Below are 21818 nucleotides of genomic sequence, written 5' to 3'. Positions count from 1 at the left end.
TTATTTCCTCAGCTCGAATAACAAGAAGCCCCGCCCACCGACTTCGATCCGCTCGTAGAAGTGCGCGCCCAGCCAGACGAGCCAGCGGAGCGAGGCGGCGTTGCTCTCTGAGACCACGTTCCTCAGCACGGAATAGCGCTCGAACAGTTTCGGCCGCCACTCACGGCAAAGACTCAGGAAATCCCTGGGGTGCCGCGCGATCTCGTCCGTTCCCAGGAGCCAAACCGAGCCGATGCCGGCGAGCACGTTGAGATCCGACGTGCCGAACATCGCCTCGGGTCGGCCGTCATAGAGCCCCGTGAATGCTTGCGAGCGCTTCATGGACAGCCTGAGCCCGACAAGCGGCGAGAGACCCGCCATCGCCCGGCACTCCTCGGCATCCTCCGCCCGCATGCGCCTCGCGATCGACCGGCAGTGCTTGCCGCGCGCCGGCACGATCCGAATATCAACGCCCAAGCGTCACCTCCGGCATGATCGAGAGGATCGACATGGGCAGCGGGTCGAACTGCTTGACGAACATGCCGGCGGCCCGGTTCCAGCTGGCCGGCGGCACCATGTCGATGTCGCCGGTGTAAAGGCCGATCGCCTCGTTCCACGCCTCGGTGGAGCGCTGCTTGAACTCGACGGTGCGTTCGCCGTCGCGCGCCTCGTCGCGCGGGCCGATGAAGATGCCGCGCGTCTTCTCGACGCGCAGCACCACCCGCGAGACGGACTTGAAGCGCCCCTGCACGGAGCCGATGTCCTGGACCATGCCGAGGTCGAGATCCAGCGTCTGCAGCACCGCCGAATATGGCAGGCCGACATGCACCTTGGCGGCCGCCACCGGCAGGCTCACCGCGCCATGTTCCACGGTGAGGCCGCGCACCACGTTGCCGTCGGACAGCGCCACCACCTCGCAGCCCTCGAGGTGCGCAAGGCCGATCAGCCGCGTCACCGGCGGCCCCGAATAGGTGAGGCCGCAGTCGACGAAGAAGGCATCCTCCACCCGGTCGAAGGCCCTGGTATGCAGCCGCTCGATATAGCGCTTCGCCACGCCGCCAATGGTGCGTTTGACCACGAAATAGGGCACGTCCTCGCCGTTCTCGGCGATGGTGGTCACGTCCTCGAAGATCGCCCCGGCGCCGCTCTCGTGCCGCGTCCACGCCCACACCTCGTGTTCCTTCATGTAGGTGAGCGACACCAGCGAGCCGTCGTCCAGCACCACCCAGACGATGGAGCTCGGCGCCTGCGCATAGGCCCAGGCCTTGATCGAGCGGTTCTCGAACAGGTGGCGGCTCATGATGGTCAGGTCCTTGCCCACCCAGGCGTCGTCGCCGTAGCTGTAGGAGAAGTCGCGGATCACCCCGCCCGAGCGTTGGGCGAACAGCACCGTCTCGCCCACGTTGATCGGCTGCACCGGCGCCGCGCCGCGGTAGCCCTGGTTGGCGATGACGATGGCGCTGGGCGTGATGGCGTCCGACGCCGAGCCGCCCGTCACCACCCATTCGGCCGACGAGGTGAGCAGCAGCAGGCCATAGCGCGCCGCCAGCATGGACCGGACGATGTTCACCTGCCGCGCCCGCATGCGGAAGGTGATGGCGTCGCTGTCTTTGGCCGGCGAGGCGTAGCCGAAATTCTCGTAGTTGGCGGTCTGGGAGAGATAGACCGCCTGCGGCTCGCTGTCGGTGGAGGCCAGCGCCAGCCGCTGCTGGATGAAGGTGACGGCGCGCGGGTAGTTGCCCGGCCCCGAGAACGGGTTGCGGCCGATCTGCGGCCCGTCGGCCGTGTCGGCGGTGATATTCTCGTCGTCGATGAGAAGGTCGGTGGTCGAGCCGATGTAGCCGAACGAGCCGTTGGAAAACTTGTAGACCACGTATTTGGAAGCGCCGGTCACCGCGCTCCACGTCACACGGTTGATGCCGCCGTCGACCGTAAGGTCGTTGACGCAGGAGGCCTCGCCCGAGGGCAGGCTCTCCTCGCCGGTGGCCTCGCTCACCGCCGCCACCTTGTAGCGATAGGTGTGCGCCTTGTAGCCGGTCTGGCCGGAGGTGCTGGATTGCGCCGCCGCGGCGACGGTGGTGGGCGCCGTCATGGCCGGCGCGAAGGTCGGCTCCGTCAGCGTCCAGGTGTCGTCGGCATAGCGCGACAGCTTCTTCACCGGGTGGCGCGGGTGGACGATGTACATCACGTCCGCTTCCTGGGCGAACACCAGCTCGTCGAGGTCGGCGGAGGAATAGGGCGAGGCCAGCTCAAGGGCGCCGCCGCCCGGGGCGACGATCAGCCCGCCATTGCGCCAGAAGCGCAGCGAGCCCTCGCCGAACTCGATCACGTAGGACTGGCTCTCGTTGAACTGGAAGGGGATCAGCCGCGTTCGGTGGCCGCTCGCCTTCACCTCGCCCACGAACTCCAGGCCGGCGCGGTTGTTCGCCCCGCCGTGCGCCTGGATGGTCAGGTTCAGCGCCGTCTTCAGGCCGACGGCATAGTTCTTGGTGTCGACCCGCGCCCAGAGGGCGGGCGACAGCTCGCCGCCGACGAAGGCCGGCTGATAGGCCCTGAGCGTCATGCCCCGCGCGCCCTTTCATAGTCGGAAACGAAGCTCACCTCGGCCCGCTCGTCGTTGGCGTCGGCGGCGCCGGCCGCCGCCTGCGTCTGCAAGGCCATCTGGAAGGCCGCCTGCCGCTGGCCGGGCTCGCGCGTCAGCGGCATGGCCAGCCGCGCCGCGAGGTGCCAGGACAGCGCCTCCACGAACAGTGGCGGAAACTTCGAGGGGTCGTCGACCCGGCGGATGTAGTGGAGCACGGCCGGCGCCACGTCGGCATGGAGCCGGTCGCCGGAGAGTTCGTAAGGGTACGAGCCATCGGCCGAGAGCGGCCCGTCCGACGGCCGCAGCGCCCGCACCCGCATCAGGTCCACCGGCAGCGCATAGGCATGCGCCCAGCGGCCGAGACTGCCCGCGTCAGCCGCCGTGCCGGTCACCTCGGCCAGCACCGTCGCATGGCGGGCGAACCGCCAGGGCGGACCGGCCGCCAGCAGCGCGTCCAGCGTCTGCCCATAGAAGCGATTACACGCCCGCGCCTCGCTGCTCGCCTCGGAAAGCGCGTCGATCTTGTCGGCGCCGAGATGGCCAAGGGCCAGATTGCAAATGGAAACCGTCGATGCCATGGACCACCTCGAAAACCGTGCCGCACTCTAGGCAGGCGGTGGTTTGCGCGGTGACGGCGCGGCGGCGGACCGACGGCGTCCGATAGGCGTCGCTCGCCCCTTTCGGCCCGAGGTCCACTTTGAATTCGCGCGCGAATTCAAGCGGCCTTCGCGCAGGAAGACAACATATCTATCTGTTTTATTTATATAATTCTGTCATCCTGCGCGCGGGCGCAGGACCTCGGGCAGAATGAAGCGGAAGGTGGATATAGGTCTCAACTCCACCCGCCCGCGATCGATCATCTTGGCAGGATGCGATGGTGGTAGTAAACTTTCCTACCAACGAGCAGGAGGCGACAATGCCCAACGTCGTGAAAATGAGCCTCGCCCTGACCGCCCAGCAGGCCGCGATGATGCGCGAAGCCGTCGGCACCGGTGCCTATGCCACCACCAGCGAGATCGTCCGCGAGGCCATGCGCGACTGGGAAGCCAAGTGGTTGGCCCGCTCCGAGGAAATCCGTCGCCTCAAGGCGCTGTGGGATGAGGGCAAGGCCAGCGGCCCGGCGGCACCGCTCGATTTCGGCGAGCTGAGGAAAGAGGCGCGCGCCAAGCTCAAGAGCGCCTCGCGTCATGGCGGCTAGACTCACCTGGACGCCCCAAGCTAGAGCCGATCTCATCGACAATTACCTGACGATCGGCGCGGAACAGCCAGCGGCAGCCGATCGCTATCTGGCGCGAATGGAGCATAAGGCGCAGCTCCTGGTCGATCAGCCACGCCTCGGCGCAAGGCGCCCAGACATCCATCCGGCGGCCCGCATGCTCGTCGAAAGCCCCTTTGTGCTGCTCTACGAAACCGAACCGGACACGGACGATGGCCCCATTGAAACCGTAGAGATCGTCCGCGTGGTTGATGGTCGGAGAGACTTGCGCAGCCTGCTGCCCGAGTGAACCACGACGGCGACCCGTAGGGCGCGGGGCATCAACGAGAAACCGCCGCGACGGATCTCTCCATCGCGGCGGCGTATTCGTTCCAGCCGTCAAGTGACGGACTCCGAGACGCTAGATTCGTCCCATCAGCATCAGGATCACGAGGATCAGCAGGATCAGGCCGAGGCCACCGGAGGGGCCGTAACCCCAGCGCGAGGAGTAGGGCCAGGTCGGCAGGGCGCCGAGCAGAATGACAATGAGGACGATGATCAGGATTGTGCCGAGTGTCATGTGCGACCTCCGTGGCTTGAGGGACGCGGAGAGACTGTCCCCCGCGAGAAATATCGATCCACCCTAACCAAATTCCGGAGAGGCCCTGCCGGTTCCATGCTGACGACCGTGAGGTGCGTTTCGTTGGGCTGCGCAGGCGGCCGGAACGAAGAAACGGACATCGCCCGGAGCAGTGCGTGCGGACTTGGAGCCACACGCGGCGAGCCTGATTTCCCGAGCGGGAATAAACTGGAGATTGCCAGGCATCCGGCAGGCCAAATATCCCGCTCGGGAAAGCGTCGTGGACATCCGTCGGCCTCCCCCGGTCGCCAGCGGAAGCACGGCGTCAACCTTGTAGAACCAGCCCTTGAAGATTTACCCTACAAGGGTAATATCTGCCCATGGAAAAGCGGACAGCCCATTACGACCTGTCGGCCATCCTCGTCCTCGTTCGGCAACGACGGGCAGCTGCCTTCTCACGCTTTCCGAAATGATCGAGGCGGTATGTCGGCTTACGCCACACTGCCTCTACAAGTCGATGACCACCTATGCGGACAGCGCCATCTGGCAAGACGTCTACCACGTCGACACCGCTGCCGGGAAAGCCTACGTCAAGCTGACGCTCAGGGCCGATGGCGCTCCGGTCATTCAGTTCAAGGAGTTGGAGCCATGAGCCGAATTTGCATGAGCTGCGATGCCGGCGCGGAGATGGCGCCTTTCTCGGGCGAGACGCACCGGGTCGACTATCGCGGCGCCACGGCCGAGGTCGAAGGCCTGTCAGGCTTCCGTTGCCCTGCATGCGGCGAGACCGAATATGACGCGGAAAGCGCCGAGCGCTACGCGGCGGCCGGCGATGCCCTTGTGCTGGCGGCCCGCCGGGCGGCCGGCGAGGAGCTGCGCCGCATCCGCAAGAAGCTGAAGCTCAACCAGACGGAAGCCTCACAGCTCACCGGCGGCGGCCACAATGCCTTCTCGCGCTACGAGACCGGAAAGGTCGTCCCTGCGCCAGCCGTCGTCAATCTGTTCCGCCTGCTCGACCGCCATCCGGAGGAGCTGGAACGGCTGAAGCGGGCGTAGGAAGCCCCAGCACGGCAGCACAAGCCACGATCAACCTGGGAGCGGACGCGCGGGAGCCGCCGAGGGAAGCGGCGGCGACATCCTCGCCACCTTGCCGGGGTGTTTCCCGTTTCGCGGCCGACCGTCTATAGAACGCCCGGTCGGCAACCGCCCCCGTCTTTTCGGCTCCATCTCCAGAGGAATGACATGCAGAATCGGTACGGAAAGCTTGCGTCCTGGGTCTACAACCTGGACAAGCCGGTCGGCCGTTCGTTCGGGGATCAGGCGTACTATCGGCAGCGTCTCGAACACTGCGACGCCGGCCCCATATTGGAGCCCGCCGTCGGCAACGGCCGCATTCTCATCCCGCTGCTCGAAGCGGGATACGCGGTCGAAGGGTTCGATGCTTCCGAGGAGATGCTCGACTATTGCCGGGCCGCGTGCCGTGCGCGAAACCTCTCCGCCAGCCTGACGCGGCAGACGTTTGCGGAGTTCTCCTACGACAAGCGCTTCTAAGCGATCATCCTTCCCGTGGGGTCATTCCAACTGGTGACCGATGTCGCCTCGGCCGACGCCGTGCTGAGGCGATTTTACGATCATTTGGCCCCCAACGGCCGGTTGATCGTCGACCTCGACCCCATCGGCGGCTTCCTTGGCCGGTCCGGCTCCATCCGCTCATGGATGACGGACGACGGCGACCTGTTGACGCTGACCGATCACCGGGTCGAAACCGACTATATCGCGCAGACCACCCTCTCCCACCTCCGCTACGAGCACTGGCAGGGCGGAAACCTGGTGGCGACCGAACTCGATCTGTTCAAGTTGCGCTGGTGGGGCGTCAACGAGTTCTCGCTGGCGCTACGGGCCGCCGGTTTTGAGGACGTGATCGTGTCGGGGAACTACCAGCACGGACGTGCGCCGCAGAAGGACGACGAGATCATCACCTTCGAAGCGCGGCGACCGGCGAACGAAGGCGTTTGATGGCGCGCAACCCTACTTCCCCTGTTCGTCGATGATCCGGCCGACCACCGGCGCGACGACCAGCGCCACGGCGGTCCAGAGGATGGCGATCTTCACGGCCCGGCGCAGGGGCCCGTTCCGGCGGGAGCAAAGGAACATGTCGGTGATGGCGGCGGGGCCGCCCCTTCCATAAGCCGCGCGGGCAGAACGCCCGACGCTGACCGGACAACGGCGCGCACGCCGCCCGGTTCCGAGCGGCGCGCCACCCGTCCTCATTCGGGCAGCTTGAAGCCCGGCACCAGGATCACCTTCAGGAGTTCCGTCGGCGTCGCCTCGGCCGTTTCGGCCACGGCCTTCAGCCGGTCGCCGGGCGTGGCGGCGATGCCGGCCGCCTCAAGGCGCGCCACCACCTCGTCGGTCGGAAGCGCCAGTTCCTTCGCCACGGCGTCGATGCTCTTGGCGCCGAAGCCCGCGCCCTCGAAGCGCTGGTCGACCAGATCCGGCGTCCAGGCGGCGTTGGCATCGATGGGCGCCGGCGCCGCCGAGGGCACGCGCCGCACCACCTCCACCCAGATCTCGGCAGGGCTGACGCCGTTGCGGTCGGCCACCCGCCGCAGCGTGTCGGCCGTGCTCTCCACCGTGTAGCCGGCCGCGCGGATGGCGCCGACGATCGCCCCCACCGGCGTCGCCGTGCGCAGCGCCATGGTGTCGAGGCTCGCTTCCTCGGCGTGGCCGAACGGCGGCTCCAGGCTGGCATCCACCGACCACGACGCCTTGACGGCGGCGCTGAGGTCGAGCACCCAGGTGAACGGCGGCACGCCCCAGAGCGTGCCCGCCACCAGCACGGCCAGCAGCGCCGTCGCCGCCGGTGCCTCCGGCCGGATCGACAGTTTCCGCTCCAGGCGATGGCGCAGATAGGCCACGAACTGCCGCCAGTTGAACCACAGGTGGACGAAGCCGGCGATCAGGAACAACAGGCTGGAGGTGACGTGGATCGCCCCCCACTCCTCCTTGGTCAGGCCGCCCAGCGACCAGTCCACCCAGTAGGCGAGCCGCCCTTCCGGCGTCGCGAACAGCATCAGTCCGGTGGCGCCCATGATCAGGAAGCCACCCGTGGTCATCATCGACGTCATGGCCCGCCAGCTGAACCGCCGGCCGCTCGTCATCTCGCTCATCATTGCCTCCAGCCACCGGCGTCGGCGCCGCAAATCCCGAGCTGCGGCCCGTCGCCCCTGCCGCCACTGTTGCCAACGCCTGTATTTTGGCAATCGCGAATATACCGATGCTTTGTAATCGTCCGTCGCGGCGGCAGGGCCGGCGATACGCCTCGTTACAAATGTCCGCTGCGCCTCGTCGGGGCTTTCGCTCGCCGGCCCTCTGCCGATACAGTCGCCCACCGATTGAAAGGAACCGAGCCATGCGCATTCACATCGTCGTCCACGAAGCCTTCGAGGCGCCCGGCGCCTATGAAACCTGGGCGGCGAGCCGGGGCCACAGGGTGGCCTATTCGCGCGTCTATGTCGGCGACGCGCTGCCGGCCTCCGTCGATGGCTTCGACATGCTGCTGGTGATGGGCGGCCCGCAGTCGCCGGCCACCACGCTGGAAGAATGCCCGCATTTCGACAGCCGCGCCGAGCAGGCGCTGATCGCCCGGGCGGTCGCCGCCCAAAAGGCCGTCGTCGGCGTCTGCCTCGGCTCGCAGCTGATGGGCGAGGCGCTGGGCGCCGCCTGCGAGCACAGCCCCGAGAAGGAAATCGGCAAGTTCCCCATCGCGCTGACGCCGGCCGGCCTTGCCCACGACAAGTTCGCCCACTTCGGCCCCACCCTCGAGGTCGGCCACTGGCACTCCGACATGCCCGGCCTGACGCCCGGCGCCGTGGTGATCGCCACCAGCGAAGGCTGCCCGCGCCAGATCGTCGAATACGGCCCGCTCGCCTACGGTTTCCAGTGCCACATGGAGTTCACCCCCGAGGTGATCGACCTCCTCATCGCCGCCTCGGAATCCGAACTCGCCACCCTCACCGCCCACCGCTTCGTCCAGCAGCCCGCCGCCCTGCGCGAGAACGACTACACGGCGATGAACGAGAAACTGTTCGCCTTCCTCGACAAGCTGGTGGCGGAGTATCGGGCAAGGCTGTAGGAGCACCTGCTATCGCAGGCATCCGCATCGCTCAATGAGCTTGCGACCGGCCGATCCCACTGAAACCTAAATATAAATCGTCATCCTTGCGCAGGCGAGGACCTCGGGCAGAAAGAGGCAATCGGCCCTTATCACGCACCCTGTTCAGGGAGCCTGATATCAGCCGCTGCGATTTCTCGTCCTGAGGTCCTGCGCATGAAGCGCAGGATGACAGGAGGGGGATATAAAACAAGAGATGCGCCGCGCTTCCACCGCGCCTCCGGCACAAGAAGAGGCTCCCACCACCATCATGCTGTCATCCTGCGCGTGAGGCGCAGGACCTCAGGCAGAACAAGGCAATCGGCCAATATCGTGCTCCATGAACCGAGAGAGCCCGATACAAGCCGCCGCGCCTTCTCGTCCTGAGGTCCTCGCCTTCGCGAGGATGACAGGAGAGTGATATAAAACAAAGAGATGCGTCGTGCCTCCGACGTGCTTCCGCAACCAGCAGAGACTCCCGCCCCTATCCCCCTCCCGTCATCCTGGCGAAAGCCAGGACCTCAGGCAGGAAGTGGCTCCCCGGTCCCTATCGGGCTCCCCTCCAGCTCGCTCCCAAAAGCCGGCCTCAAAATTCGCTGGGGTGCGGTAGATGGCGACGCGTTCGAGAACCGGAGCGGAGCGAACTTACGGTTCGTGAGCACCGGAAGCGCAGCGCTCTAAGCTAGATGCCCCACCCCAGTAGAATTCTCAGGCCGGCTTTTTCAGTGGTGGCAGTCCTCGCCTTCCGCATGATGCGCGCAGGTGTGGTCCTGGCTGAAGGCGGGGAGCTGCTGGCTCAGGAAGGCGTCGACCACCTCGCCCACCTTGCGGTGCTCGACGGCGTGGAACGGCTGGATGCCCGAGGCGAGGAAGCCGTTGAGCGGCCGCGCGCCCATGCCGTAGGCGACGATGGCCGTCACGCCGCGCTCGGCCAGCTGCCGCACCGGCGCGAGGCAGTTGTCGTGCGGCAGGGCCGGCAGCACGGCCGTTTCCACCACGGTTCCGTTGTCGATGCGGAACAGCGAGAAGGCGTCGCAGTGGCCGAAGTGGCCGGAAATGTCGGCATCGAAGCCGCCGGGGGCGTCGGAGGGAACGGCAAGCAAGGTCATGATCGGTCTTCGTCCTTCAGGTTCATCGGCGTATCTCCCGCAACGAAGCTGTCCTTCGGCCTGTGCCCGCAGCCGCCATCCTTGGGCCGCGCCACGGCGCCGCCCTCGATGCGCAGCGCCAGCCCGCGCGTGATGGCGGTCGCCGTCACCCGCCGCGCCTCGGCGAGGATGCGTGACAGCGTCGACCGCGACACGTTCATCCTGAGCGCCGCTTCCTGCTGGTCCAGCCCCTCGACGTCGACGAGGCGCAGCGCCTCGTGGCCGTCCAGCGTCAGCACGATCTCGCTCAGCGAGACCAGCGGAATGCCCTGCGGCTTGAAGTAGCTGGCGGGCAAATCGTCGCTGACGGTGCGGGGCTTCTGCGGTCGTGCCATCCGGACTCCGTTTTGGGAATGCACCCATAATATGCGCCACCGATCCCCGGCGCGACAGTCGGTTATGCACGTATACCCACAACAGAGCCGGCGGGGAAGTCGCCCACCCCGCGCCCTACAGCATCATCCGACCGGAGTGAAACGAGGATCGGCAAGATGATGCTTTGCAAACAAGCTTAGGGCGCCGATCTGATTCAATCAGATCGAACGGCGCCCTACAGCATCATCCGACCGGAGCGAAGCGAGGATCGGCAAGATGATGCTTTGCAAACAAGAGCTTAGGGCGCCGATCTGATTCAATCAGATCGAATAGCGCGCTATAGCCCGCAGATATCCTTGGAAACCTTGATCGTGCCGAGGGTGCGGCCGCTTGGGGCGACATAGGCATGGTGGAGGACCGCCCCGGCCTTCATCAACGAAACGTCGTTCTCGACCGAGCAATGGTAGTCCTTGAACTGGGCCTTCTGGCGCAGGGTGAAGCGGCCGCTTGCCTCGTTGACGGTCCACGTCTCATAAAGATCGAGCCCGTCGGCCCGCATCTTGGTCAGGGTGAAGGCTTCGCCCGGCAGCGGGTCCGGGTTCCTGGCGTCGGCCAGCCCCTTGAGAACGGTCTCGATGCCTTCCTTGTTGATGGCCAGTCGGATCCACAGCTCCGGCGGCGCCTCGTCTCCCAGCAGGGCGCGGCTGATCGCCTCTTCGATCTCCACCGCGGCCAGGTACGATCCGCCAAGCAGCATCAGGCCGACCAGAACGCTCACGGCCTGTCGCCGCGAATAGACCGGACGGACGACGATGGCATCGGGCGCTTTCTCGCCCAGGGACGGGGACGGCGCCGGGGCGATCAGCAGCCAGACATTGGCGATCGGTATGAAGGCCAGCGGCGCCGCCCAGGCATGACCATGCGCATCGCGCGACCGCCGCGCGGCCAGCCGCCACAGCACGACGCCCAAGGCCACCTGCACCAGCGCCCAAAGCCCCGCCATCGCCGCCAGACGCTCGCCGACCATGGCCACCGGCGTCGGAATGAGCAGGACCCAGGACCCCACCGCCACCATCGCGAGAAGGCAGTTGCCAAGGAAATACGACGCCCGGCCCACCGTTCCCGTCGACCGGACGAGCGCCGATCCCAGCCCGCCCAGCACGGTCAGGGCGAGGCTGACAAGCCATATCCGGCTGTCGGGCAGGATGAGAAAGCTCAGCGCCTTCTCCTTCGGCGTGGCGCCGTCGAGCCCGAGGGCGTCCGACAGGCGGATCTCGGATGGCGGCGCCGCCCACCACGGCCGGAGCAGCGGCGGAAAGGTGCAATCGGCGGCCGTCGTCGTCTCCGTTGCCTGTTCGCGGCCGTCGCTGTCGAGAAAAACGGTCCGGTAGGTGGCGCCGGCCTTGAGAAACTCGGCATTCACGGAATCGTCGCACAGCTTCTCCCGCCGCCCTCGCAGCACGCCCGCGTCGGCGGAGCCCCCCGGCTTCTGCGCCCTCAGGGTAAAGGTGATGGTCTCCCGGTCGATCTCGGCGGCGGTGTAGACATAGGTGTCGTCGTAATCGGGCGATCTCCTGGCGAGTTCGGCCGGCCACTCCAGCGCCTTCGGAAGGCCGTCCTCCCGGATGGATTTCTGCGTCGCGGTGGCGTTCATGGCCTTCATCAAGACGAGCACTTCCTCGAGGTCGCCGCTCGGGATGCTGGCGAACCACAAGCTCCCGCCAGCCAGCACGAGAAGGATCACGCCGAACACCGCCCCCTCCTCCCCATGCATCAGGCCGAAACGCCGGGCGGGGCGCGCCTCCTCCGACGCCATCAGCGCCAGCAGGAGGTTGACGACCGGAATGAAGACCAGCGGCGTCCCGTTCATGTTGCCGAAGGCATCCAGCGACCGCGCCGCCGCGATGCGCCCGATATAGACGCCGCCGATCAGCGACGACGCCGTCAGCCATGCGGCGAACCGCGTCTCAACCATCCACGCCATCGCCTCCGGCGACTTGAAGGAGGCCATCTGAGCCACGCAGAGGAACAAGGTGGCAAGGCAGAGCCGGACGAAGAACGGCGCCTGCCCCAGCCGCGCCCGCCGCCTGCCGAGCGCCGACCAGATCCAGCCGACGAGCCCGCCGGCGACGATCAGGCCATAGACGCTCAGCCAGTAGGCAAGCCCGTCCTGCATGAGATAAGCGGATGCAAGTTCTTCCATGACCAGAGCCCTACAGCATCATCCGACCAGAGTGAAACGAGGATCGAAAAGATGATGCGCTGCAAACAAAAGCTTGGAGCGCCGATCTGATTCAGTCAGATCGAACAGCGCTCTAAAGCATCATCCGACCGGAGTGAAACGAGGATCGGCAAGATGATGCGCTGCAAACAAAAGCTTAGGGCGCCGATCTGATTCAATCAGATCGACCGGCGCCCTATAGCCCGCAATCGGCCGCCGTCAGCGTGATCTTCACCCTCTCTCGCGCGCCATCGCCGTAGCTGTTGATGACCGTGGCGCCGGCTCTCAACAGCGGAATGAAGGTGCGGCCGTCGCAGATCTCGTTGCGCGCCATCTGGGTGAAGAAGGTGGCGAAGATCGGATTGCCGGCCTCCATCTCCGCGACGACCCTCGGGGTGATCAGGAACGTCCTCAGAAGCTCCGTTCCCTGCGCCGAGTGGGCGAGCTGCGGCACCAGCTTGTCGCCATCGGGCTCCGGCGGCGCCTCGGTCGCCGCCTCCAGCGTCTTCTCAAGCCCGATCCGGCCCAGCATGTGTTCGACACGCATCTCCGGCGGGAAATCCTCGTTGACCACGAGGCTCACGATGGTGCGCGTGTCGATTTCTTCCGCCACGACATAGGCCAGCCCCAGCGCCGCCAGCCCGGCGAGGCCCGAAACGACGGGGATCGGCGTCGGCCGGGACCGCACGACGACCTCGGCCGCGTCGCCGCCCTCGCCCGTCTGGCGTTCGGGCGCGACGAGCAGCCAGACATTGGCGATCGGGATGAAGGCCAGCACCGCCACCTTGCCGTGGCCGCAGGCGCTGCGCGACCGCAGGACGGCAAGGTGCCACAGGGCGAAGCCGCAGGCGGCCTGCGCCAGCGCCCAAAGCGCCACCTTCCAGCCGACGTAACCGCCGAAGACCGCCTCACGCGTCGGGATCAGCAGGGCCAGAGAGGCCGCCGCCACCAGAATGAGCGCGCAGTTGCCAAGGAAATACAGCCCCCGCCCCAGGCGCGCGGTGCCGCCGCGCGGCTGGAACAGCGCCGCGAACAGCCCGCCGATCGCCAGAAGACACAGCCCCGCCGTCTGGATCCGCCAATCGGCATCGAGGCTGAAGCCGACCGCCCGGTATTCCAGCGTCATCGCCTTCGGCCAGCCGCCGATCAGCCCGGCAAGGCGCGACCAGCCCCCCACCTCCGGCTTGAGATGGCAGTCCTGCCGGGTGACGGTCGCCTCCCACAGCCGCCGCCCGCCGCCGTCGACATAGATCTCGCGCACCGTCGCCCCGGCCTTGACGAGCGGCGCCTTGAGCTCATTGGAGCACGCCTGATACCGGACCTCGTTCCAGAAAGCCTCCGTCAGCGGCGCGTCGCCGGTGTAGGTGTAGGTCGTGGTGAGCTCGCTGCCCGATGCCTCGATGTCCGACAGCGTCAGGGTGTCGGACAGTTGGTAGGGCGGCGTCGCGAGGTCGGCGATGAACACGGCCCCACCGTTCACCCCCCTCACGTTCACGAGGTACTGAACGCTGACGTCCAGCGGCACGCCCTCGGCATCGCCAAAGGCGCGCGCCACGTCGTTGACCAGCAGCGAGCCGAAAATGTTCGCCCCCGTCAGGAGAAAGAAACCGGCCAACGCGGACGCCACTCCGGCGCCGCTGACAGGCCCCACATCCTCCTGTCGCTCTTTGGGTATCCGCGACGGCGCCAGCACCAGCCACAGGTTGACGAGCGGCACGAAGATCAGCGGCGCCGCCTTGGGGTGGCCGAAGGCATCCAGCGAGCGCGCCGCCGACAGGAGGCCGATGAGGAAACCGCCGACCACCGGCCCGAGCATCAGCTTGATCATCAGCGGCCAGGCCGCCCCGGCGACGATCGCCGCCGGCCCCGATGTCAGCCAATACTGGGAGCCGCTGATGGCCATGACCAGAAGGCTGGCCCAGAAGAAATACGCCGGCCGCCGCAGCGGCTTGGTCAGCCAGAAGCCGGCGATCGACCCGACCAGCCCGCCGACGCACGCCAGGCCATAAACCCCCATCCAAAGGTCGTCCGGCACCTGGATGAGATAGGCGGTGGCAACCGCTTCCAAGGTCATGTCTCCCCCACTCCCGCCCAGTCGGTCAGCTCTCGCAATCGCCCCACGTCATCGTCACGGTCTCAATCTCCCGGCCCTGCCGGTCCCGATAGGTCTCCTCGATGGAGGCCCCCGCCTTCATCAAGGGCACCAGATCCTCTTCCTCGCAGGCGCGCTGCACCACCGCGCCCCGGATCAGCTTGCCCAGTTCGGGGTCGGAGGGATCGACGAGCTTGGGGTCGTCGGAGTCGATGAGGAAGGTCCGCTTGAGCGTCGTGCCATCCGCGCTGTGGTCGATCTTCCTGATCATGCCGCTCTGCGCCTCCGCCCCCACCGGCACGCCGGCGATCAGCTCGATGGTCTTCTCCACGCCATCCCTGTTCAGCACGTACTGAACCAGCACGCCGAACGGAATCCCCTTGGCCGAGACCAGCGCCCACCGCTTCAGCTTGTCGATCTCAACCAGCGCCGTCAGGGCCACGGCGATGACCGCGACTCCCGCGACCAGCCGGATGGCGGCAGGGCCGGACGAGCGCTCGCGGCGGATCGGGCCGGGCGCCTCCTGCGCGAGCGCGGTCTCCCCCTGCCCGGGGGTGAGGAACAGCCACAGATTGGCCAGCGGCACGAAGGCCAGCGCCGCCAGTCCCCAATGGCGGCCCGCGTGGTTCACCCGCGCCAGGGAGAGGCGCCACAGCGCAAAGCCGCAGCCAGCCTGCACCAGCCCCCAGAGCGCCAGCCATTCCGCCATGTGGCCCTTTTCCATGGCGTTCCGCGTCGGCACCAGCATCCCCTTGGAGAACGCCATCACCACAAGCACGATGCAGCAACCGAGGAAATACGGCGCCCTCGCCATGCGCGCGCTCGAAATGAACAGCAGCGCCGACATCGCGGCGCCCAGCACGGCCAGCGCAAAGGCCGTGGCCCAGATCTGCCACTCGCTCCGCACGATGAAGTCGATCGCCAACTCGTCCGTCACGTCCCTCTCCCATGCAAACAGTCGCTCCCGACAGGGCGGGAGGCTATGGCCCGTCGCTCGGGGCCAGCGCGAAATAGTCGCCGGACCTCAGCTCGCTGGTGCCGTCCTCGTAGCGGAGGTAGGCATAGCCGTGGTCATCGATCTGCCGGCCGGCATAGAGCTGCATCAGCGCCACCTTCTTGCCGGTCTGCCGGCAGACCATGCCGTTGGCGGCGATCTCCGCCATCATCGCCCGGGAGCGGTCGACGCGCTTTTCCAGCGCCAGCTTGCGCTTGGCCTGCATCGACGGCAGCGCCGCCTCGTCCTCGCCGGCCTGCTGCTCGACCAGCGCGGCATGCTGCGCCTTCAGCGCCTCGACCAGCGAGCGGAGATAGTCCTTCTTGTCCGTCGGCGAAACGAACTGGTCGGCCAGCACGTCCTCATAGTCGTCCGACAGCTGGGCCACCTCGCTGGCCGCCTCCCGAACGTCGGCGTCGATCTCCTTCAGGTGGTCCCACCAGGCGCGCTCGGGGCGCACGGGAACGGGCGCCGGCGCGGCGTTGAGGTCGACCTCCCAGGCCGCGCGGGGCAGCGGCTTCGGTTCCGCCCCCTTGCCGAGGATCATCAGCACGATGAGGCCCAGCCCCGCCGTGAAGAAGCAGACCACGCCCCAAATCCAGGGATTCCGCCCGTTCAGCGTCGCGATGTAACCGCCGACAAAGCCCGTCAGGCACGCCGCGAAGAGCCACCGCCAGATCTCGTAATCGTACATGTCGTCAATGCCCCCAAACCCCGCCCGCCGGTTCCGACGCCACGCTATAAGAGCGGAGCGAACCAAGCCGTGTCAGCAGCCTGAGGTGGCAATCTAGGCAGCCCCAATGGGCCCGACAATCGCAATCCTGCAGACTCGCCTTGGAAATAAGGACAAGGTTACCCGCCACCCTTCGCGGGAGTCCCCGAACCGCACAACTCTTCCGGCACGATCCACGACGGAGACCAATGTCCGGCGCCGATGACAGGGAGCGCGATATGGGCCGCGAGCCTTGTTCTGCCCGAGGTACACCTTGAATTCGCACGCGAATTCAAGCGCCTTTCGCAAGGACGACAGTATTATAGTGTCGTTTCAGTGGGATAGGCCAATCGCGAACTGACCATCGCAGCGCATGCCCCAAAATTGAAGCGCGCAACCCTCAGCCCCAAAGCCAAGCGCCGATCACGACGCTACATGAGGGTACACAAGGCTATCCGATTGTTTCCTATATATAATACTGTCATCCTTGCGAAAGCGAGGACCTCAGGCAGAACGGAGTGCAACGCTGATATAGAGCGCCCAAGGATGCAGTGCGCAACGATGGCGACAGGGGAAAGGCGGACTCGATATCAAGCCTTCGCCCTGCGGCTTTCTTTGCACCAAGGACCCGCGCGATGAGCCGTCGCGTCAGCTCTGGCAATCCTTGATGGTGATCGCCTGCTGTCCGAGCTTGGCGCCGGTCCTGTCGAAATAGTCGTGGCGAATGGTGGCGCCGGCCTTCAGCAGCAACAGGTCGGTGCCGGCGGAGCATTCGGTCATGATGAACACCTGGCGGAAGCCGTCGCTGAAGGTGTAGCCCTCGCCGTCGATCACATAGGTGCCGCGCAGCTCCGTCCCCACCGCCTCCCTGCGCGTGAGGTTGCTTGCCCCCGGCTCGGCCGGCGGCAGGCTGCCGGCCGCCAGCACCTCGATCGTCCTTTCGAGGCCGTGCCCGTCGAGAAGGTATCGCACCCACGCCTCTTCGGACGGCGCCCCGCCCCCGCGCAGGGCCGCCTCCGTCCGCTCGGCGACAATCCTCGTCACCACCAGCGACAGGCAGACGAACCCGATTCCGACGACCAGCGCCGCCATGTCGCCCATCTGCGCTCCGGGCCGGTCGGCCTCTCCGCTCTCCAGCCGCCGCGGCGCGAAGATCAGCCAGAGGTTGACCAGCGGCACGAAAGCCAGCGGCGCCGCGCCGGCATGCCCGTAGGCGTCGCGCGAGCGCGTTTCGGCAAGGCGCCACAGGGCGAAGCCGCAGGCAATCTGGGCCAGCGCCCAGACGAGCCACAGCGGGCCGGCAAGGCCCTTCTCGATCACCCCCGGCGCCGGGATCAGCATCGCCCCCGACAACGTCGCCGCCAGCAACAGCGCCGCGTTTCCCAGCACGTAGCGGGGCCGCTCCGTCCGCGCCGTCGAAACGAACAGAAAGGCCGACAGCGCGCCGCCCGCGATCAGCAACCCGAAGCTGGCGAGCGCGATCCGGCCACTGCCCATCACCATGAAACCCAATGCGAAATCGTTGAACCCCGCCACCGTCACCGTGTCTCCACTCCCGCCCAGCCGGTCAGCTCTCGCAATCGCCGCGCCTCACCGTCACGACACTGACATCGCGGCCGTTCTTATCTTTAAAGACATGCTTGAAGGTCGCCCCGGCGCGCAGAAGGGTCAAAACCAGAGGAGTGTCGCAGGCATTCGCCTTGATCGAACTCTCCGAGACACCAAACATCGTCCCCAGCGCACCCAATCTGTAAAAGAACGACACCGTCGTCCCTTCGACATCCATATCGACAAGAGTGGTGGTGAAATCCACGTCGAAGGGCTTCCCATCAAAGTTGAAAATATTATCTAGAGCATCCCTGAGCCCCCAATTATTGACAAGAAACTGCGCATAGGTCTCTCCAGGAAAAGTTTTACTGTCGAGTATAGAACTAACCCTATCCTCGAGAATCTGCTTCGTCACGGCATTACCCGAGGTGGCAAGCACCAAACCGAGCACGACGCCGACAAAGCCCTTCGCGAACCATGGGAACACCGCGCCGCTTTTGTCTCTCGACCGAGAGAAAATAAGCCAGAGGTTCGCAATGGGGATAAAGGCGAGAACGGCGCCCTGGGCATGGCCGTATGCATCGTACGACCTTGCGACCGCCAGCAAAGCCAGGACGAGTCCTAAGGCAAACCACGCGCTCGCCGCATCCAGCATCAGCATCCAGGCTCTTCCGGCCACGATCGCCTCGGCCGTATGCGCCCAGGAGAAAAAGCACAGTGCGTGGACAAGCCCGGCCAGCCCGATAGCGAAAACGTAAGTCCCTCTCGCGAGCCTCAACTCGGATTTGGGTACGAAGATCGCAGCAAGCGCCCCTGCCACGAACGGCAACAAGCCATATGAAACAAGATTATACGGCCCACTGATGACGACTTTTACGGCCAGCTCTTCCAACGGACTGCCCCCTTCACAACGTCCCCAAAGCCCCGACGAAACGGCGTCTCCGCACCCCATCGCAGTGCGCCCCGCCCCGGGCGCAGCCGAAGCTACGGCTCGTCGCTCGGCGCCTGCGTGAAGTAGTCGCCGGACCTCAGCTCGCGGGTGCCGTCCTCGTAGCGGAGGTAGGCGTAGCCGTGATCGTCGACATGCCGGCCGGCATAGAGCTGCATCAACGCCACCTTCTTGCCGGTCTGCCGGCAGACCATGCCGTTGGCGGCGATCTCGGCCATCATCGCCTTCGAGCGCTCCAGTCGCTTTTCCAGCGCCAGCTTCCGCTTGGCCTGCAAACCGGCGTCCTCTTCGCCAACCGGCGGCTCGACGCGCGCGGCATGCTCCGCACGCAATTCCTCGACCAGCGAGCGGAGATGGTCCTTCTTGTCCGTCGGCGTGAGGAACCGGTCGGCCAGCACGTCCTCATAGGCTGGCGACAGCCGCGCCACCTCGTCGGCCGCCTGCCTCACGTCGGGGTCGATGTCCTTGAGGTGATCCCACCAGGCCTGCTCGGGCCTGACGGAGCTCGTGGGGTTCGCAGAGCTCGCGGGGACGGGCGCCGGTGCCTTGTTGAGATCGATGTCCCAGGCCGCGCCCCGAAGCGGCCTCGGTTCCGGCGCCTTGCCGAGGAGCATCAGCGCGATGAAGCCAAGCCCGGCGGTCAGGAAGCAGATCACGCCCCAGATCACCGGTTGGCGCTTGTTCAGGATCGCGATGTAGGCGCCGGCACAGCCCGACAGTGCCCCGGTGACAGCCCACCGCCAAACCTCGTAATCGTCCATCTCTTCAATGCCCCCAAACGCCGCACTCCGGCGTGGCCTCCATCCACCGTCGACGAAACGACACCGTCGTCATGCCCCAAGAGAGAGGCGAGCCAAGCCGTGTCAGCAGCCCAAGGTAGCAATCTATGTTGGCATCATGGGTCCCACAACCGCAGTCCTGCGGACCCCCATGGAAATACGGACAGGGGGCAGGTGGCCCTTCGCGGAAGCCCTCGCGAAGGCAGAGAGGGTGGTGTCAGGCCACGGCGAGAGGGAGCCTGATATCGGCCGAGAGCCTTGTTCTGCCCGAGATACTCGCACCCGCAAGGAGGCCAGCATTATGTATGGGAATCAATCGGATAGAGTTTGTGTGCTTTCATAGGGCGTCGTGATAGGCGCTGGGTTTTCGGGCTGAGGTTGCGCGCTTTATTGTTGAGGCATACGCTGCGATGGTGCGGCTCGCGGTCGGCCTATCCCACTGAAACGTCACCATAATACTGTCATCCTGGCGAAGGCCAGGACCTCAGGACGAGAAGGCACCCACGCCAATATAGGGCCCCAACTCTCCCCCTCCCCCCCTACCCCGCCTTCCCCTCCTCCCGCGCGGCTTCCCACACCTCGTGCGCGGCGTCGGCGTTGATCGCCGCAATGGCGAGGCCGACGATCAGGTCGGGCCAGGCGGAGGGCCACAGGAAGGCGGTGACGAGGCCGGCGGCGACGATCGCCACGTTGGCGAGAGCGTCGTTGCGGGCCGACAGGAAGGCCGCCTTGCCGAGGCTGCCGCCGTGGTGGCGCACGCGGGCGAGCAGCAGCGCGCAGCCGAGGTTCACGGCCAGCGCCCCGAGCCCGGTGAGCGACAGCGCCAGCGGCTCCGGCGCCACCGGCACCATGAATTTCTGCCAGGCGGTCCACAGCGTGGCGAGGCCCGGCACCAGGATGATGGCGGCAAGCGCCATGCCCACCCGCGCCCGTGCCGGCGCCGACCAGCCCAGCGCCAGCACGATCAGGAGGTTGATCGCGGTATCCTCGAGGAAGTCGACGCTGTCGGCGAACAGCGACACCGAGCCGATGGCGAGGGCCACGGCGAACTCCACCCCGAAGTAGCCGAGGTTGAGAACCGCCACGATCATCGCGGCACGGCGAAGCGGGCCCCAGGGCGGGGAGTAGGAGGCCGCCATGTCAGTCGAACCGCTCGCCGGGGTAGACGCCCCACAGGCGGTCCTGCCGCACGAAGCCCGACACCGCCGACGTCGCCACCTCGCACCACGTGCCGTCGCAGCCGCGCAGGCGGACGACGACGCCCGGCTCCAGCACCGCCGCCACCCGGCCGCCGGGGCGCGTCTTGAGCTTGGCCGCGTCGCCGTCCGACCACGGCTCCACCAGCGCCGTCCTTCGGCCCGACAAGAGAGGCCCGAAAATCCAGCCGTCCTCGCCGGTCCAGTCGCGGATGCGCCGCCAGTGGCCGAATTCCTGGTAGATCTCCACCGGCAGGCCGTGCTGGACGAAGGTCCATTTCACGCCGTAACTCGCGCCGGGTCCGAGCCGGACATTGGCCTCGGCCGCCTTGACGCTGACAAAGCGCGGCAGCGGCAGCCCCGACGGCCCGCGCAACCCGGCCGCCGCCGCCTCGCTCGCAAGCAGGACAGAGAGCGCCACCGAGGCCGCGACGCAGTAAAATCGAAAGGTGCGGCTCATGTCTCCTCGGGCAATCCATGTTCGAACGATAGGGTGCGCGGGAGCCCTGGCACATGGCGCCGGGGCATGGGGCCGGCAGGCACTCGGCGCGGCCGACGGTTGCTTTTGCTAGCACGCGACGGCCAATCCTCCAACCTTACGCGACGGACGGCCGCGACACTGCCCGCCGTCCACGGGTAGGGCAGCGCCGGACACTCCCCGATCGCCCATCCTCCCGAGATCCTCCTTGGACCTCAGGACGAGATGACGCAGCGGCCCTATCAAGCTCCCAGAAACAGGGAGCCCGATATCAACCCCTTGCCCCTTACGGCCTGAGGTCCTCGCTTTCGCAAGGATGACAATTTATATAGATGGAACAGTGGAATAGTCCGCGCACCAACCCGCTTGGCGCATTGCGTACCCCAACAGGGCAAACCCGCTCACACCCACACTCAACGCTCTATCTATTTGTTTTATATCAATTAACTGTCATCCTCGCGAAAGCGAGGACCTCAGGCCGAATGGAGCACCACGCCCATATAGCGCTCCCCTTCACGCCCCCTATCCCGGCTCCCCCTTGGACCTCGGGACGAGATGGCGCAGCGGCCCTATCGAGCTCCCAGAAACAAGGCTGCGCTATATGGGCCGATCGCCCCTTCCGGCCTGAGGTCCTCGCTTTCGCAAGGATGACAATTTATATAGAAGGAACAGTGGGATAGACCGCGCGCCAACCCACTTGGCGCATTGCGCGCCCCAGTAGAGGGCACACCCGCTCACACCCACACGCAACACTCTATCTATTTGTTTTATACCCGGCCTACATCAAAACCCGGAAATTTCTCGGATCGATGATATGGAAGTCATCGGATATAAAGTCTCTCAACTTAGGCCATTGGCTTGGTAAAGTTTTCCGGAAGAACACGTTCACCGCATC

The 21818-nt window shown here is 66.1% G+C and carries 24 protein-coding genes; 7 read left to right on the top strand and 17 right to left on the bottom strand.

The annotated features are described in order from the left end of the window. From QQZ18_RS21200 to QQZ18_RS21190, 3 genes are read right to left on the bottom strand one after another with little or no spacing between them, the layout of a single operon-like run. Complete coding sequence (locus QQZ18_RS21200; RefSeq protein WP_284542988.1) at positions 1–456, bottom strand: hypothetical protein; 456 nt, start codon at positions 454–456, stop codon at positions 1–3. Then, a complete protein-coding gene (locus tag QQZ18_RS21195; protein ID WP_284542987.1) occupies positions 446–2542 on the bottom strand; it encodes a hypothetical protein in 2097 nt (698 codons plus the stop codon). Before QQZ18_RS21195 ends, QQZ18_RS21200 begins: the two co-directional genes overlap by 11 nt. Beyond that, on the bottom strand, positions 2539–3141 hold the full coding sequence (locus tag QQZ18_RS21190; RefSeq protein ID WP_284542986.1) for a hypothetical protein: 603 nt from the start codon (positions 3139–3141) through the stop codon (positions 2539–2541). Before QQZ18_RS21190 ends, QQZ18_RS21195 begins: the two co-directional genes overlap by 4 nt. Positions 3142–3479: 338 nt before the next feature. On the opposite strand from QQZ18_RS21190, the gene QQZ18_RS21185 reads away from it, so the two are divergent. Both QQZ18_RS21185 and QQZ18_RS21180 read left to right on the top strand, forming a co-directional pair. After that, positions 3480–3761 carry a ribbon-helix-helix domain-containing protein gene (locus QQZ18_RS21185; RefSeq protein WP_284542985.1) on the top strand — a complete coding sequence of 94 codons (282 nt, stop codon included), beginning with the start codon at positions 3480–3482 and terminating at the stop codon, positions 3759–3761. Then, positions 3751–4068: a type II toxin-antitoxin system RelE/ParE family toxin gene (locus tag QQZ18_RS21180; protein ID WP_284542984.1), complete on the top strand. Its 318-nt coding sequence runs from the start codon at positions 3751–3753 to the stop codon at positions 4066–4068. Before QQZ18_RS21185 ends, QQZ18_RS21180 begins: the two co-directional genes overlap by 11 nt. 111 nt (positions 4069–4179) lie before the next feature. On the opposite strand, the gene QQZ18_RS21175 is transcribed toward QQZ18_RS21180, so the two are convergent. Continuing rightward, positions 4180–4338: a DUF3309 family protein gene (locus tag QQZ18_RS21175; RefSeq protein ID WP_284542983.1), complete on the bottom strand. Its 159-nt coding sequence runs from the start codon at positions 4336–4338 to the stop codon at positions 4180–4182. A gap of 469 nt (positions 4339–4807) precedes the next feature. Here QQZ18_RS21175 and QQZ18_RS21170 point away from each other — a divergent pair, with 469 nt between their 5' ends. The 4 genes from QQZ18_RS21170 (at position 4808) to QQZ18_RS21155 (ending at position 6354) form a co-directional block, all read left to right on the top strand. Then, positions 4808–4990: a type II toxin-antitoxin system MqsR family toxin gene (locus QQZ18_RS21170; RefSeq protein ID WP_284542982.1), complete on the top strand. Its 183-nt coding sequence runs from the start codon at positions 4808–4810 to the stop codon at positions 4988–4990. Next, positions 4987–5394 (top strand): type II toxin-antitoxin system MqsA family antitoxin, encoded by a 408-nt coding sequence (locus QQZ18_RS21165; RefSeq protein ID WP_284542981.1) that lies wholly within the window; start codon positions 4987–4989, stop codon positions 5392–5394. Before QQZ18_RS21170 ends, QQZ18_RS21165 begins: the two co-directional genes overlap by 4 nt. Before the next feature lie 186 nt (positions 5395–5580). Then, the gene (locus QQZ18_RS21160; RefSeq protein ID WP_284542980.1) at positions 5581–5889 is read left to right on the top strand and encodes a class I SAM-dependent methyltransferase; all 309 of its coding nucleotides are present in this window, start codon (positions 5581–5583) and stop codon (positions 5887–5889) included. 33 nt (positions 5890–5922) lie between these two features. Further along, the gene (locus tag QQZ18_RS21155; RefSeq protein ID WP_284542979.1) at positions 5923–6354 is read left to right on the top strand and encodes a hypothetical protein; all 432 of its coding nucleotides are present in this window, start codon (positions 5923–5925) and stop codon (positions 6352–6354) included. Positions 6355–6366: 12 nt separating this feature from the next. Here QQZ18_RS21155 and QQZ18_RS21150 read toward each other — a convergent pair whose 3' ends face one another. After that, entirely contained in the window at positions 6367–6492 is a 126-nt protein-coding gene (locus QQZ18_RS21150; RefSeq protein ID WP_284542978.1) for a hypothetical protein, read from the bottom strand. Between the two features lie 113 nt (positions 6493–6605). Then, entirely contained in the window at positions 6606–7508 is a 903-nt protein-coding gene (locus QQZ18_RS21145; RefSeq protein WP_284542977.1) for a DUF4405 domain-containing protein, read from the bottom strand. Between the two features lie 242 nt (positions 7509–7750). Between QQZ18_RS21145 and QQZ18_RS21140 the strand changes: the two genes are divergently transcribed. Further along, positions 7751–8473: a type 1 glutamine amidotransferase gene (locus QQZ18_RS21140; protein ID WP_284542976.1), complete on the top strand. Its 723-nt coding sequence runs from the start codon at positions 7751–7753 to the stop codon at positions 8471–8473. A 740-nt stretch (positions 8474–9213) separates the two neighbouring features. On the opposite strand, the gene QQZ18_RS21135 is transcribed toward QQZ18_RS21140, so the two are convergent. The 11 genes from QQZ18_RS21135 to QQZ18_RS21085 all read right to left on the bottom strand — a co-directional run bounded on the left by QQZ18_RS21135 (position 9214) and on the right by QQZ18_RS21085 (position 20905). Continuing rightward, entirely contained in the window at positions 9214–9600 is a 387-nt protein-coding gene (locus QQZ18_RS21135) for a NifB/NifX family molybdenum-iron cluster-binding protein (RefSeq protein WP_284542975.1), read from the bottom strand. Next, the gene (locus QQZ18_RS21130) at positions 9597–9974 is read right to left on the bottom strand and encodes a DUF134 domain-containing protein (protein ID WP_284542974.1); all 378 of its coding nucleotides are present in this window, start codon (positions 9972–9974) and stop codon (positions 9597–9599) included. Before QQZ18_RS21130 ends, QQZ18_RS21135 begins: the two co-directional genes overlap by 4 nt. 317 nt (positions 9975–10291) lie before the next feature. Then, the gene (locus QQZ18_RS21125; protein ID WP_284542973.1) at positions 10292–12157 is read right to left on the bottom strand and encodes a hypothetical protein; all 1866 of its coding nucleotides are present in this window, start codon (positions 12155–12157) and stop codon (positions 10292–10294) included. A 214-nt stretch (positions 12158–12371) separates the two neighbouring features. Further along, the gene (locus tag QQZ18_RS21120) at positions 12372–14249 is read right to left on the bottom strand and encodes a hypothetical protein (protein ID WP_284542972.1); all 1878 of its coding nucleotides are present in this window, start codon (positions 14247–14249) and stop codon (positions 12372–12374) included. Between the two features lie 25 nt (positions 14250–14274). Next, the gene (locus tag QQZ18_RS21115; protein ID WP_284542971.1) at positions 14275–15204 is read right to left on the bottom strand and encodes a hypothetical protein; all 930 of its coding nucleotides are present in this window, start codon (positions 15202–15204) and stop codon (positions 14275–14277) included. Positions 15205–15247: 43 nt separating this feature from the next. After that, complete coding sequence (locus QQZ18_RS21110) at positions 15248–15955, bottom strand: hypothetical protein (protein WP_284542970.1); 708 nt, start codon at positions 15953–15955, stop codon at positions 15248–15250. 666 nt (positions 15956–16621) lie between these two features. Next, the gene (locus QQZ18_RS21105) at positions 16622–17509 is read right to left on the bottom strand and encodes a hypothetical protein (protein WP_284542969.1); all 888 of its coding nucleotides are present in this window, start codon (positions 17507–17509) and stop codon (positions 16622–16624) included. A gap of 31 nt (positions 17510–17540) precedes the next feature. After that, positions 17541–18413: a hypothetical protein gene (locus QQZ18_RS21100; protein ID WP_284542968.1), complete on the bottom strand. Its 873-nt coding sequence runs from the start codon at positions 18411–18413 to the stop codon at positions 17541–17543. 92 nt (positions 18414–18505) lie between these two features. Continuing rightward, entirely contained in the window at positions 18506–19231 is a 726-nt protein-coding gene (locus tag QQZ18_RS21095; protein WP_284542967.1) for a hypothetical protein, read from the bottom strand. 557 nt (positions 19232–19788) lie between these two features. Beyond that, positions 19789–20388, bottom strand: coding sequence for a cation transporter (locus QQZ18_RS21090; RefSeq protein WP_284542966.1), 600 nt, complete (start codon positions 20386–20388; stop codon positions 19789–19791). A gap of 1 nt (position 20389) precedes the next feature. Then, positions 20390–20905: an SH3 domain-containing protein gene (locus tag QQZ18_RS21085; RefSeq protein ID WP_284542965.1), complete on the bottom strand. Its 516-nt coding sequence runs from the start codon at positions 20903–20905 to the stop codon at positions 20390–20392. Positions 20906–21818 lie beyond the last annotated feature (913 nt).

The organism is Pleomorphomonas sp. T1.2MG-36, from assembly GCF_950100655.1.
In the GTDB taxonomy this organism is placed as follows: Bacteria; Pseudomonadota; Alphaproteobacteria; order Rhizobiales; family Pleomorphomonadaceae; genus Pleomorphomonas.
This window is presented reverse-complemented; position numbering and strand designations above follow the sequence as displayed.

Bases quoted from the DNA above. Each gene is read 5' to 3' on its own strand.
- QQZ18_RS21195 (WP_284542987.1), bottom strand. From the start codon at position 2,542: ATGACGCTCAGGGCCTATCAGCCGGCCTTCGTCGGCGGCGAGCTGTCG.
- QQZ18_RS21190 (WP_284542986.1), bottom strand. From the start codon at position 3,141: ATGGCATCGACGGTTTCCATTTGCAATCTGGCCCTTGGCCATCTCGGC.
- QQZ18_RS21185 (WP_284542985.1), top strand. From the start codon at position 3,480: ATGCCCAACGTCGTGAAAATGAGCCTCGCCCTGACCGCCCAGCAGGCC.
- QQZ18_RS21180 (WP_284542984.1), top strand. From the start codon at position 3,751: ATGGCGGCTAGACTCACCTGGACGCCCCAAGCTAGAGCCGATCTCATC.
- QQZ18_RS21175 (WP_284542983.1), bottom strand. From the start codon at position 4,338: ATGACACTCGGCACAATCCTGATCATCGTCCTCATTGTCATTCTGCTC.
- QQZ18_RS21170 (WP_284542982.1), top strand. From the start codon at position 4,808: ATGATCGAGGCGGTATGTCGGCTTACGCCACACTGCCTCTACAAGTCG.
- QQZ18_RS21165 (WP_284542981.1), top strand. From the start codon at position 4,987: ATGAGCCGAATTTGCATGAGCTGCGATGCCGGCGCGGAGATGGCGCCT.
- QQZ18_RS21160 (WP_284542980.1), top strand. From the start codon at position 5,581: ATGCAGAATCGGTACGGAAAGCTTGCGTCCTGGGTCTACAACCTGGAC.
- QQZ18_RS21150 (WP_284542978.1), bottom strand. From the start codon at position 6,492: ATGTTCCTTTGCTCCCGCCGGAACGGGCCCCTGCGCCGGGCCGTGAAG.
- QQZ18_RS21145 (WP_284542977.1), bottom strand. From the start codon at position 7,508: ATGAGCGAGATGACGAGCGGCCGGCGGTTCAGCTGGCGGGCCATGACG.
- QQZ18_RS21140 (WP_284542976.1), top strand. From the start codon at position 7,751: ATGCGCATTCACATCGTCGTCCACGAAGCCTTCGAGGCGCCCGGCGCC.
- QQZ18_RS21135 (WP_284542975.1), bottom strand. From the start codon at position 9,600: ATGACCTTGCTTGCCGTTCCCTCCGACGCCCCCGGCGGCTTCGATGCC.
- QQZ18_RS21130 (WP_284542974.1), bottom strand. From the start codon at position 9,974: ATGGCACGACCGCAGAAGCCCCGCACCGTCAGCGACGATTTGCCCGCC.
- QQZ18_RS21125 (WP_284542973.1), bottom strand. From the start codon at position 12,157: ATGGAAGAACTTGCATCCGCTTATCTCATGCAGGACGGGCTTGCCTAC.
- QQZ18_RS21120 (WP_284542972.1), bottom strand. From the start codon at position 14,249: ATGACCTTGGAAGCGGTTGCCACCGCCTATCTCATCCAGGTGCCGGAC.
- QQZ18_RS21110 (WP_284542970.1), bottom strand. From the start codon at position 15,955: ATGTACGATTACGAGATCTGGCGGTGGCTCTTCGCGGCGTGCCTGACG.
- QQZ18_RS21095 (WP_284542967.1), bottom strand. From the start codon at position 19,231: ATGGACGATTACGAGGTTTGGCGGTGGGCTGTCACCGGGGCACTGTCG.
- QQZ18_RS21090 (WP_284542966.1), bottom strand. From the start codon at position 20,388: ATGGCGGCCTCCTACTCCCCGCCCTGGGGCCCGCTTCGCCGTGCCGCG.
- QQZ18_RS21085 (WP_284542965.1), bottom strand. From the start codon at position 20,905: ATGAGCCGCACCTTTCGATTTTACTGCGTCGCGGCCTCGGTGGCGCTC.